Source organism: bacterium, assembly GCA_040755795.1.
Lineage (GTDB): Bacteria > UBA9089 > CG2-30-40-21 > CG2-30-40-21 > SBAY01 > JBFLXS01.
Map to the genome: position 1 here is coordinate 1 of JBFLXS010000098.1, position 11762 is coordinate 11762.

Here is an 11762-nt window from a genome sequence, read left to right on the forward strand (position 1 = left end):
GATTAAAGGCATGACCAAATTTCTTTTCTGCTTCCTCGACAAGAAATGCAAAGTTGAATTTCCCTCTGAAGGTATCTGCTTCATTTCGGATGTAGCTGAGTTCTTTATCCAACCATTCCTTCACTTCTTTTTTTTTGTAATCTTTAACAATCTTTCTGTCTAATTTATTAAAAAATTTAAGAATTATTTTGGACAAATCCGGGGAAAGGTGCTAAAATAGAGATTATAAAAATTTACGGGGTAAAATGCTGTTGATAAAATTAGAGGCATTCTCTTTGTTTGAAAATATCTCTTTGAAGAAACTGTCATGTGGATTTGATATCTCCATCTTATCTCCTTACCCCAGCTTTGTTTTACCCTGATTCCACTTTCGATGGCTAAAGTATTACTAATTTCAGGGTTATCTTCCTTAGTGTTTGGCTGTGGTTTTAGTGCCTTAGTGCTTTTTTATTGTCTCGCTAACCTTACCACCTTATTTATCTCTTCCTTTGAAAGTCCGGTTATCTTAGTAATCACATCAATATTAAATCCCTCTGAATACATAGCCTTAGCAGCCTCTACTGCTTTCCTGTATTCACCTTGTTGTATCCCTTGCTGTATCCCTTGTTGCATTCCTTGTTGCATTCCTTGTTGCATTCCTTGTTGCATTCCTTGTTGCATTCCTTGTTGCATTCCTTGTTGCATTCCTTGTTGCATTCCTTGTTGCATTCCTTGTTCTATCAATTTCATAGCGGTAGTCATTGTTGCTTCACCCCCTTTCTCGGAAATCTTCTTCACTGCCCCTACTACCTCTTCTACTCCTATCTCGGTGCTACTGTAAATATACCGAATAACCCCTTCCAAAAATTTTAGCCCTTTCTCCTCCTCGTAACACATCTGCCCTATCTCTAAAAAATCCCCGATATGCTCCCGCAATTTCCCCTCATTATATATGCTCTTCATCACTAATAAGGCTATCCTAAGAGTTACATCCAAAAAAACCTGCCCCTTTATCTCCTCATCACTATACCTCGATAAATCTGTCAATAAATAATCAAATTCAGGAATATATCTCTTTAATCCCTCATCTATCCCTCTAAAATATTCAGATAACCCTTTCACTACCCATCGTTCTTTACCGTGATAAAAAATAATAGGTATAACAGGTCTTAAACCCTCTTTCTGTTTGATATTTGTCTCCCATATCTTAAGGATATACCGTAGAAGCTGTAAATGCGGGTATTTGACTGTCTTGCTCTTATGTTCAAATAAAAGCGAAACCTTTACCTTGCTCTTAGCCTTGTAAAGACAATTATAAACTATGTCTGAAAAGTTCTCTTTTAGTTCCTCATCAATGTAAGAGTTATTATCCAATTCCAGGGTTGATAAATCAAGGTTCTTCTTCAGAGCATGGGGTAAAATGCTGTTGATAAAATTAGAGGCATTCTCTTTGTTTGAAAATATCTCTTTGAAGAAACTGTCATGTGGATTTGATATCTCCATCTTATCTCCTTACCCCAGCTTTGTTCTAACTGGTATGATAACACATAACATAAAAGAAGTCAAATTGTTTGTTTTTTTCGGGTGTATGTAAAATTTGTGGGTAACTTTTAACACTTCTATTTTTATCACTTTCCTCCAAAGAGCAAAAGGCAAAACTCGTTTATAGTTTATGGTTTATAGTCTATAGTTTATAATCTATAGTCCTTCAACTATCAACGGTTTTTGGTTTTACGCTTTTAGTTTTAAGTTTTTCAGAGAATTTGCAAATTTGCCAAAGTTCAGTAAAATTATCTCTTTCCTTTCAACGTTAACATAGTTGAAGTCCTTTTTGAAATTTGATTTGTAATTTTGCATTTTGATATTTGATTTAATTTCAGGTTTAAGGCATAAGGACAAACAACCCGTTTCTTTAGGCATTTAGTTTCACACCTTCACCAAACCTTCCACCTGCTACTGCTCCAATTATTTCATAGTCCTGATAGAATTCAAAGAAGTCAAAAAATCTTTTATACCAATCCAGAAAATAGCTCATATCATTTGGTTCAAAGGTTGTTTTTGCCTCTACAACTAAGGCTGTTTTCTTATTCTTTCTTTCACCCACAATGATTATATCTATCTCCCTTGATTCCTCTGAGCCATTTACAGAATAAAAGCCCTTTACCCTGCGACGAATTTCACTTATCTTTATATTCAGAGTCTTTGCCAACCTTATTGTTCTTGGTTCGACAAACCCTTCTACAAACTTGCCCAACCCACCTGTCATTTCTTCTACCATCTTAGAAACATTGGCTATTTTTTTTGATAGTTGAGCATCTGTCTTCTGAAGTTGAGCTGTCTTCTTTTAAGACTCAACCAATTCAACTAAACTTTTCTCTATCCTGTCTAATCTATCATTCTTCATAATAATTATATTATACATCCATAGTTTTAAAAAAGTCAAGTATTTTTTCTGCTTCCTTAAAAATTTCCACTTGTGCGATTAGACTAATTCATCGCAGAGACGCAAAGGAAAAATAAATGTAAAATGTAAAACAGGAAATGAAAAATGGGAAATTTTAGTACTTCGCAAGACTCATTACCTTTCAGCTATAGATTTTCATTGGACATTTCTCATTGGACATTATCCATTTTACATTTCGTCCATAAATTTTAATTTTTTTCTCTGCGTCTCTGCGTCTCTGCGGTAAATGGTTACTTTTATTTTAGTTCAAGGCAATTATTTCCTTTTCTTCACTAACTACTGGTGCGGCATCAACTACTTTATCTCCTTCTTTAAGTCTAATTAATCTAACTCCTTGTGTATTTCTGCCAATGGTGGAGATGCCTCGTGCCGGGCAACGAATGATCATCCCGGAGGCAGTAATCATTATTACTTCAGTATCATCATTTACCTCATAAATACTTACGACTGGTCCATTTCGTGGCTCGGTTTTAATGTCAATGACCCCCATTCCTCCCCTTGACTGACGACGATACGCATCAAATTCTGTTCTTTTCCCATAGCCGTTAGCGGTAATAGTCAAGAGTGTCCATCCCTGGCGAGCGACCTCCATCCCAACAACATAATCCCCTTTTCTTAATTTTATTCCTCGAACACCTGAAGCCGTTCGGCCTGTAGGACGAACCTGGCTTTCGCTAAACTTAATTGCCTTGCCAGACATCGTGGATAAAATAATATCATCATTTCCATTTGTTCGTTCCACCTTTATTAATTCATCATCTCCGATTAATGATAAGGCAATAATTCCACCACTTCTTGGCCGACTGTATTCAATCAAGCGTGTTTTCTTAACCAATCCTTTACGCGTAGCCATAATCAAATAATCTTGTTCATTAAATTCTGCAATCGGTATAGATGTAGCAATCTTTTCATCTTCACTTAATTTAAGTAGATTAACAATCGCTTTCCCTCTGCTTGTTCGACCTCCCTCTGGCAAATCATAGACCTTTAACCAATAAACCCGACCTTTAGTGGTAAAAAAGAGGATATAATTATGTGTTGAGGCAATATATAGTTGGTCAACAAAATCTTCTTCTTTAGGAATCATACCGGTCACACCGACTCCACCACGATGCTGCATTTTATAAGTAGTCAGTGGTAATCGCTTAATATAGCCGGTATGACTGATAGTGATGACCATATTTTCATCGGCAATCAGGTCTTCCATATTAAATTCTACTGCCTCTTTAATTATTTGAGTTCGTCTTGGGTCAGCGTAGTCCTTTTTTATCTTAAGTAAATCATTTTTAATTAAATTCATAACTTTTTGTTTAGAATCAAGGATAGATTTTAGTTCGGCAATAGTCTTTATCAAGGCTAAATACTCAGCATTCAATTTATCTTGTTCTAATGCCGTTAATCTTTGCAATTGCATTTCTAAGATAGCCTGTGCCTGTTTTTCCGTTAATTCAAACTGGGCAATTAATGCTACCCTTGCCTCTTGTGGACTCTTAGATTTTTTAATAGTCTTAATTACCTGGTCAAGATTTGCCAGGGCAATTTTTAATCCTTCAAGGATATGAGCGCGCTCTTCGGCTAATTTCAAGTCATATTTAGTTCTTCGGATAATGACCTCCTGGCGATGTTTGAGGTATAGTTCCATTATCTCTTTGAGGTTCAATACCTTAGGTTGATTATCCACTAAAGCCAACATAATCACACCAAAGGTAACTTGCATCTGGGTATGTTTATAAAGTTGATTTAAGATGACCTGTGGATTTTCATCCCGTTTTAATTCGATGAATATCCGAATGCCATCACGGTCAGATTCATCCCGAAGTGCGGATATTCCCTCTATCTTTTTCGTCTTAACCAATTCCGCAATCTTTTCAATAAGACTTTTTTTATTGACCTGATATGGTATTTCAGTAATGATAATCGCTTCTTTACCACTTTTCAATGATTCTGTTGTCGCATTAGCCCGTAAGATGATTTTGCCTCGACCGGTGGTATAACTTTCCTTTATGCCATCAATACCAAAAATTGACCCGCCGGTAGGAAAGTCTGGCCCTAAGATAGTCTGGATTAACTCTGAAATATCTATTGCTGGGTTGTCAATTAAGGCAATAATTCCATCCACTAATTCCCCTAAATTATGAGGTGGGATATTGGTTGCCATACCAACCGCAATTCCCGAAGAGCCATTCAGGAGTAAATTAGGCAAGTTGGCAGGCAGGACGGTGGGTTCTTTTAGTGTTTCATCAAAATTTGGGACAAAATCCACGGTTTGTTTGTCTATATCTTTAAGTAATTCTTCGGCGAATTTATGCAGTCGAACCTCAGTATATCGCATCGCCGCCGGGGCATCAGCATCAATCGAACCAAAGTTACCCTGACCATTAATTAAAGGATAGCGATGTGAAAAATCCTGAACCATACGGACGATAGAATCATAAACCGCCATATCCCCATGGGGATGATATTTACCTAAAACCTCCCCAACGATTCTGGCAGATTTTTTATAAGGTTTATCTGAATCCATGCCTAATTCATTCATAGCATAAAGGACTCGGCGATGCACAGGCTTTAGTCCATCTCGGACATCAGGTAATGCCCGACCGATAATAACACTCATCGCATAATCAAGATAAGAATTTTTCATCTCATCTTCAATATAAATCGGAATAATCGTTTCTTTTTTCATTTTCCCTCCATTTTTAGAGTTTAGGGAGTTTAGAGAGTTTAGGGAGTTTAGGGAGTTCATAGAGTTAAGAAACTCCATAAACTCTACGAACTCTCTAACTTTTTCAGGTAATTAGAAAATCCCATTATTGTTTTTGATGTTTCTTCTGCCATTTTATAAAGTTCTTCAAATTGTTCCAGATTAATATATTTCTGGTCATAAGCCACATATAACGCAGATTGAACTTCTGCTACAGAACCGTGAGATATAACCAGAAACCGGGAAAATTCACGATTTGATTTTCTTGCAAAGCCTTCTGCTATATTCAGCATAATTGATACAGCCGCCCTACGGATTTGCTCCCGTAAGCCAAAGTCTTTGGCAAAAAATCCATTATTACTTGTTTTGTATATTGCTGAAACTAACTCACGTGCCTTTTGCCATGATAATATATCTTCAAATCTCTCTATTTTAGCCATATCTATTTTCCCCAACTCCCCCAACTCTCTAAACTCTCTAAACTCCCTAAACTCTCTAAACTCTCTAAACTCTCTAAACTCCCTAAACTCCCTAAACTCCCTAAACTCTCCCTGGTGCCGAAGGTGGGAGTCGAACCCACATGGGTGCAAGCACCCGCTGGATTTTGAGTCCAGTGCGTCTGCCAATTTCACCACTTCGGCATCCTTGAAAATTAATAAGTTATAGATTCTCCTGGTTTCTTTTGTATATTCGTAAGCGTTCAGGTGTCCATAAGGAAAAAAGGGGAAATGGGGAGAAAGGAGAGGGGTAGGAAAATTAGGTAGCAGAAGGTTTCATCAGTTATCAATGACATTCTAATGCAGATGATTTTCTTACTAAAATAAGAATACTTTTTCCCTTTTTCCCTAATTTCTCCATTTCCCCTTCGTTACACCCTGAACGGTTACGTATATTCCCGTCTTTTCCTCTTTTCTTTAATATTATAATAAATAAATCTACATTTGTCAAATCTTTTATTAATTTTTTGTAACTATTGAGTTTTAAGTTGTGGTTTTGCGTTTTGCGTTGATATAATGAAGGGAAAACCTAATAAATATTTACCTTTTAAGACTTATGGATAAGTTTCTGATTTATTATCTTGACATTTTTATCTTTTTATGTTATATTTAAATTAGGGAGAGGTAACGGTTAAAGATTTATCTCAACCTAAACCTCAACCTAAACCTTAAAAAAAGGGGTGAGGAAAAATGAAAAGATTAATTTTAAACAATGAGGGCATCGCTTTACTTTTAGCTTTATTAGTTGTTTTAGTCTTGTTAGCTTTCGCTGGAGTTTATCTTGTGATGACCCAGACGGGCATACAGAAAACATCTTTAGATGAAAGTTATGTCAGTGCTCTATCGATTGCTGAGGCAGGGGCAGAACGCGCTGTCTGGAAAGTAAAAGATATGTGGCTAAATCAGGGACAAGTCTGGACCGCAGGACTTGGAAATGAAGACACTCCGGAAAAGATAAAAGATGGAGCTGTAGAAGTTGGTTCTTATTATGTAACAGTTGAAAATCTGGGCAGAAGTATGAATTCCTCACTGGGAACACTCACCCGCAAGTTAAAAATTACCTCTATTGGTAGAAAAGGAAAGGAAGAACAAGTAACATTAGGTAGTGCAGTGCGAGGCATAGAAGTAATTATGGAATTAATTGGTGCTGGTGAGGCAGTAATTACCTCAGATGTGTTCGATTATGCCTATTTCCTTAATAACTGGGGCTGGTGGGCCTGGGGAGGTGGCGATGTTGGACAGGTGCCTCGAGAATGGGTCCGTGGGGATATGCGGTCTAATGGAAGATTTGATTTCTGGCCTGTTTGGGGGTTTAGTCTAGCACCGCGGGTTGATGGACATGTCTATGCAAATCTTGAAATCGATGAACATTTTGACATACTGCCTTACCATTCTCATCTTCGAGGTGTAGCAGGCACCTGTGACCACCATGAAGAAGGTGAAATTGTTTATCCTCCACATCCCGAACCTGAAAATCTTCCTTATCAACATCCTAATGCCGGAAAAGGAAATATGCCTAATTTACAAACCCAACAATATTACCGAGACTTATCCACCGGAACACTCCGCGCTTATTTCCCTGATGAAGTTACAATTAATGGAATTTACGGTGATGGAGAAACCTATAAAGGTGTTCCGGTTAGAAGTATTGTGTTAGAAGGAAAACCAACTAAACCTATAGAATTAAATGGCGCAGTGTATGTTGAGGAAGATGTAATTATTAAAGGATATGTTACCGGACAGGGAACAATTTATGCCGGCAGAAACATCTACATTGCCGATAGCATTTTCTATAAGAATCCACCAAGTGAGTTAGATGACCCGACTCTTGCTGGTTATTTCCCACAAACCACTAATCCTAATAAATATCCATCTGACTGTGAAAAGGAAGCCTGGTATCTGGCAAATACAAATAAGGATATATTAGCTATGGCCGCCAGAGAAAGTATTATCCTCGGCGATTATACTCACTCTCAATGGTATTCTGATTACTATGGATTGTTTGATATGGGCAGTGAAGATGTTGGAAAAGATGGGATACCTGGGACATCCGATGAAGGAGAAGGTGATGGAAAATTCGGCGACCAAGGTTGGGGCTGGGAGAAAAATTATGAAGACATCGATGAAGATAATATCTTTGACACCGTTCATGGCTATTCTCAAGGACAGAATTATGATTGGTCAAATGTAACGGTAACAGGTCTAAATAGTAAATATTCTGATGCCCTGGATTACTCTGGTAAAGAATTTGGTAATCGTGGTAGCCATAATAACTATGGTAACTTTTCCCCATATTATGTTTCTCAGATAGATGCGGTTTGCTATACACAACATTTTATGGCGGGCAGACTTAATAATCCGGTTTCTAATGGAGCATTAATCTCAAAAGATGAAGTGATGGTATATTCTACTAAATTCCTCTGGAATTATGATTATCGAATTCATTCTGATTATCGCGCTGACCCAAATTGGCCAATTAATTTGAGACTACCACCTACACAAGGACAACAAGTAAATGCCGGGATAAATATTATTAGTTGGAAGGAGGTAAATCCATGAAAGATTTTTGTAAATTTCTTATAATTTGTTTCATCATTTTTAGCGCCACTAAAGCAATGGCAGGTATCCCACTTGAGAAACAAATTACCCCGGATGAGGCAAAGGCAAGATATGAGGTGATGAAAAGACAAAAAGAACAAATGGCAAGAGACCTCTTAGAGGAAAAACAAAAAAAAGAAGAACAACAACAAATACAAAAACTTATTCAACTTCCACCCCCATCTGCTCCTAAAGAGGAAAAATTACCTAAAAAGATAACACAAGGCGAAGAATTAAAAGAAGAAAAAGCCATTCTTACACCTGCACAACAGGAGGCAAAAGGAATTGTTCCTGGAGCGGTCCCCACTGAAAAAGAAACTGAAGAAATCAAGAAAATAGAAAAACAGGAAAAAATAGCTCAAGAATTTAAAAATAAAAGAAACATTTCCATTATCCTGGTAATTATAGTGATGATAACCACAATAGTTCTTCTATTTAGAAGTATGTATAAAGGAAAACCTAAAGATGGAAAAAAGGAAGAGTGAGTTTGGTGTTAGTCTCGTAGAATTAATGATTGCCGCATTAATTCTAATTGTTGGCGTAATGAGTATTGTTAATATGTTTATGAAAGGGACAATGAATGTGGTAACAACTTCAAATGCTAATGAGGCAATGAATCTATGTCGAACAAAGTTGGAAGAGGTTAAAATGCGGCAATTAGATTATGCCTCATTAATTACCCAACCATTACCATTTCCAACCAGTGGAACAGCAACCATAGGTTCTTGCAAAGGCACATGGACAATCACGATTGAAGGAATTAATGATTCAACTGGACAGGTAACCTCACCAGCAAGTGGTGATTATTTAAGGGTTACGGTTGAAGTTGGCTGGCAGGAAAATATAGTTCATAAAAGAAGACTATTTACTTACATAGGAAATATATCATGAAAAACAAACAGGGATTTACAATTATAGAGGCAATATTTAGTATGATAGCTTTAGCGATTATATTGATTATTATTATTGACTTTATGAGGGCGGGATTAAGAAATTGGATAGGCGAACAACCATTTGTCAATGTTCAAAATACGGCAAGGGAAATTGTAAGTGGAAGCGGTAATTGGCGCGGGATGGAATCTGAGTTGCGTGAAGGACAGGCTATTTTAAATGCTGACCCCGATAAAACAGCATTTTATTTAAGAAAAGATAAAATCAGATTTATTGGATCGGTAGCCATTGTGAATGGGATAGATAGCATCTGTTCAACATTGGCTTATAAAGATGATATTCAATCAATCGGCACTGGAAGTATTCCCCTGGCAAATAGGCAAGATGCAATCTTAATCACTGTAGGCACAAGTGGGAGTTTATACTCAATCCCAGGAGATATAAATGGCGATGGAACAGCAACTTCGGCGGAAAGAGATAGTTCCGATGATTATGCCCGTGGTTGGATTAGGAGTTGTGGAAAGGATGCCGTAATTTTAATGGGAAATAATACCGTAGATACTATATGTTACACAAACAGCCGGGGAGATGATGTCCAGGTCGTTCCAGCAGGAAATTCTACAGGTATTGGTAAAATATTAATTACGCCAGGCAACAATGGGATATTGGATTCAATTCCTGGTGATTATAATGGAGATGGAGATAATGAAGATGCTACCGATGTGCGAAATTCAAATAATCTCATCAGTTCTGCGGTTATCAGTTATGAATATCTTCCAGGAACAAATACCATCATCCGCAAGATAAATGAAGATAAACCAGATTCTAAACGGCATTTAGGACCGTATCTTGTCGCAGAAGATATTGCTACTTTTACCATTACTTATTATGGAACAGATGGAGTAACGACAATTCCCTATGGGACAGTAACTCTTGACCAGGTAAATTCAATTGGAATGATTGAGATTAAAGGTGAGGTTAGAACTTATCCAAAAGGTGGTGTTGGTAAAGGGACGGTGAGCGCCACATTTCAAACAAAAATTCAACCTCGAGCTATAAATCCAGCATATCGAAGAAGATAAGGGAAGGTATAATGCCACGATTTACTTACAAAGCCTCTAATCAAGAAGGTAAAATTTTACAGGGAATAATAGAAGGCAATAAACCAGAAGTAATAATTGATAGATTAAGAAAACAAAACCTCTTTCCAATAGAAATTAAAGAGGAAGTTCAAAAAAAAGGTATTGGAGGCTTTTTTAGGCAGGTAAAATCTAAAGATGTTCTTGCATTTACTCAATCTTTATCAAGTCTGCTTGATGCCGGTATGCCATTGGATAAAAGTCTTGGTGTTTTAGAGGAATTAACCAAAAATCGAAGGTTAAAAACGATTATCTATGAGATAAAAAGGGATATCGAAAAAGGAAATCCTTTATCCGATGCATTAGCCAACCATTCAGAATTCTTCTCCCCACTTTATATAAATATGGTCAAGGTAGGAGAGGCAAGTGGCTCAATAGAACTTATCTTAAATAGATTAACAGATTTTATGGAAAAAGATGAAGATTTAAAAGAATATCTCAGGTCGATAATGGCATATCCGTGTATTTTAATCTCCTTTGTTATCGTGGCGATTACTATTCTCTTTACAGTTGTTGTGCCAAGATTTATTTCTATCTTTAATGAGATGGGTGAAACTTTACCTTTAATTACCTTATTGCTGATCTTCGTGACTAAATTTATACTCAATTGGTGGTGGGCGATTTTAGGAATAGTCTTAATTTCTATCTTTGGATTTAAATGGTATCTTGGAACGACAAAAGGACGACATTCATTTGACCAACTCAAATTAAAAATGCCTGTGTTAGGTCCCGTAGTAGAAATGATAGTTGTGAATAGATTTAGTAAAAGTCTGGGAACTTTATTAAAAGGCGGAGTGGCATTATTACCGTCATTGCTTATAGTTAAATCTGCTGTGGGTAATGCAGTGATAGCAAAAGGGATATCTGATGTTCATGGAAGCATAAAAGAAGGCGAAAAGATAGCTACACCTTTGCGAGCAACAGGTGTATTCCCTCACCTTTTGGTTGAGATGGTTGCCTGTGGTGAAGAAACGGGTAATTTAGAAGATATGTTGAATAAAATTGCCAGTACCTATGAGACAAAAATTAGAAATTCATTAAGGGGTTTAATTGCCTTATTAGAGCCTGGCATAATATTATTTATGGGATTAATCGTTGCCTTTATTTTTGCCGCTATTTTATTACCTATTTTTGGAATGAGTGAATTACCATTTTAACCCAACTTCATACTTTCAAAAAAGGTAACTATTCAGCCACAGATGGACACGGATAAAACACGGATTTTATTTTTTTATCCGTGCTAATCCACCTCAATCAGATTACTATTCGCCAACCATAACTGCTGTGTATTTTACTTTAATGGGGTATTCCAATTCTGGTGAATATTTCTAGGCTAATAATTCAATCTATTACTCGATATTCAAGTTTTTTTTAAGATTAAGTGGTTTATCCTTTTTTAACCGCAAAGAACGCAAAGATTATAGTGCTCTGTTAAGATTGAAGTTGCATGTTACTTAGGTAATCGGTAATCAGTAATCGGAGATAACAGGTCA

General features: G+C 36.8%; 12 protein-coding genes and 1 tRNA gene. 5 read left to right on the forward strand and 8 right to left on the reverse strand.

The window, feature by feature from the left end; translation table 11 throughout:
- From AB1414_08265 to AB1414_08300, 8 genes are all read right to left on the reverse strand, one after another.
- A partial coding sequence (locus AB1414_08265; protein MEW6607433.1) for a hypothetical protein occupies positions 1-196 on the reverse strand: 196 nt, incomplete at its 3' end.
- A gap of 27 nt (positions 197-223) precedes the next feature.
- Positions 224-328, reverse strand: a complete 105-nt coding sequence (locus tag AB1414_08270; GenBank protein ID MEW6607434.1) for an Rpn family recombination-promoting nuclease/putative transposase — start codon at positions 326-328, stop codon at positions 224-226.
- 119 nt (positions 329-447) lie between these two features.
- The gene (locus AB1414_08275; GenBank protein MEW6607435.1) at positions 448-1482 is read right to left on the reverse strand and encodes an Rpn family recombination-promoting nuclease/putative transposase; all 1035 of its coding nucleotides are present in this window, start codon (positions 1480-1482) and stop codon (positions 448-450) included.
- Positions 1483-1891: 409 nt separating this feature from the next.
- Positions 1892-2257 carry a hypothetical protein gene (locus AB1414_08280; GenBank protein ID MEW6607436.1) on the reverse strand — a complete coding sequence of 122 codons (366 nt, stop codon included), beginning with the start codon at positions 2255-2257 and terminating at the stop codon, positions 1892-1894.
- A 427-nt stretch (positions 2258-2684) separates the two neighbouring features.
- The gene (gene gyrA, locus AB1414_08285; protein ID MEW6607437.1) at positions 2685-5126 is read right to left on the reverse strand and encodes a DNA gyrase subunit A; all 2442 of its coding nucleotides are present in this window, start codon (positions 5124-5126) and stop codon (positions 2685-2687) included.
- 83 nt (positions 5127-5209) lie between these two features.
- The gene (locus tag AB1414_08290; protein ID MEW6607438.1) at positions 5210-5584 is read right to left on the reverse strand and encodes a four helix bundle protein; all 375 of its coding nucleotides are present in this window, start codon (positions 5582-5584) and stop codon (positions 5210-5212) included.
- A gap of 112 nt (positions 5585-5696) precedes the next feature.
- Positions 5697-5785, reverse strand: a tRNA-Leu gene (locus AB1414_08295).
- Between the two features lie 142 nt (positions 5786-5927).
- The gene (locus AB1414_08300; GenBank protein ID MEW6607439.1) at positions 5928-6092 is read right to left on the reverse strand and encodes a hypothetical protein; all 165 of its coding nucleotides are present in this window, start codon (positions 6090-6092) and stop codon (positions 5928-5930) included.
- 239 nt (positions 6093-6331) lie between these two features.
- On the opposite strand from AB1414_08300, the gene AB1414_08305 reads away from it, so the two are divergent.
- Genes AB1414_08305 through AB1414_08325 form a run of 5 tightly spaced genes read left to right on the forward strand, consistent with a single transcriptional unit; the run spans position 6332 to position 11426 of the window.
- Positions 6332-8200, forward strand: a complete 1869-nt coding sequence (locus AB1414_08305; protein MEW6607440.1) for a hypothetical protein — start codon at positions 6332-6334, stop codon at positions 8198-8200.
- Complete coding sequence (locus AB1414_08310; GenBank protein MEW6607441.1) at positions 8197-8724, forward strand: hypothetical protein; 528 nt, start codon at positions 8197-8199, stop codon at positions 8722-8724. Before AB1414_08305 ends, AB1414_08310 begins: the two co-directional genes overlap by 4 nt.
- Entirely contained in the window at positions 8705-9130 is a 426-nt protein-coding gene (locus AB1414_08315; GenBank protein MEW6607442.1) for a hypothetical protein, read from the forward strand. The genes AB1414_08310 and AB1414_08315 overlap by 20 nt, the downstream gene beginning before the upstream one ends.
- Positions 9127-10212 carry a hypothetical protein gene (locus AB1414_08320; protein ID MEW6607443.1) on the forward strand — a complete coding sequence of 362 codons (1086 nt, stop codon included), beginning with the start codon at positions 9127-9129 and terminating at the stop codon, positions 10210-10212. The genes AB1414_08315 and AB1414_08320 overlap by 4 nt, the downstream gene beginning before the upstream one ends.
- Positions 10213-10223: 11 nt before the next feature.
- A complete protein-coding gene (locus tag AB1414_08325; protein ID MEW6607444.1) occupies positions 10224-11426 on the forward strand; it encodes a type II secretion system F family protein in 1203 nt (400 codons plus the stop codon).
- Positions 11427-11762 lie beyond the last annotated feature (336 nt).

Bases quoted from the DNA above. Each gene is read 5' to 3' on its own strand.
- AB1414_08270 (MEW6607434.1), bottom strand. From the start codon at position 328: ATGGAGATATCAAATCCACATGACAGTTTCTTCAAAGAGATATTTTCA.
- AB1414_08275 (MEW6607435.1), bottom strand. From the start codon at position 1,482: ATGGAGATATCAAATCCACATGACAGTTTCTTCAAAGAGATATTTTCA.
- AB1414_08280 (MEW6607436.1), bottom strand. From the start codon at position 2,257: ATGGTAGAAGAAATGACAGGTGGGTTGGGCAAGTTTGTAGAAGGGTTT.
- gyrA (MEW6607437.1), bottom strand. From the start codon at position 5,126: ATGAAAAAAGAAACGATTATTCCGATTTATATTGAAGATGAGATGAAA.
- AB1414_08290 (MEW6607438.1), bottom strand. From the start codon at position 5,584: ATGGCTAAAATAGAGAGATTTGAAGATATATTATCATGGCAAAAGGCA.
- AB1414_08305 (MEW6607440.1), top strand. From the start codon at position 6,332: ATGAAAAGATTAATTTTAAACAATGAGGGCATCGCTTTACTTTTAGCT.
- AB1414_08310 (MEW6607441.1), top strand. From the start codon at position 8,197: ATGAAAGATTTTTGTAAATTTCTTATAATTTGTTTCATCATTTTTAGC.
- AB1414_08315 (MEW6607442.1), top strand. From the start codon at position 8,705: ATGGAAAAAAGGAAGAGTGAGTTTGGTGTTAGTCTCGTAGAATTAATG.
- AB1414_08320 (MEW6607443.1), top strand. From the start codon at position 9,127: ATGAAAAACAAACAGGGATTTACAATTATAGAGGCAATATTTAGTATG.
- AB1414_08325 (MEW6607444.1), top strand. From the start codon at position 10,224: ATGCCACGATTTACTTACAAAGCCTCTAATCAAGAAGGTAAAATTTTA.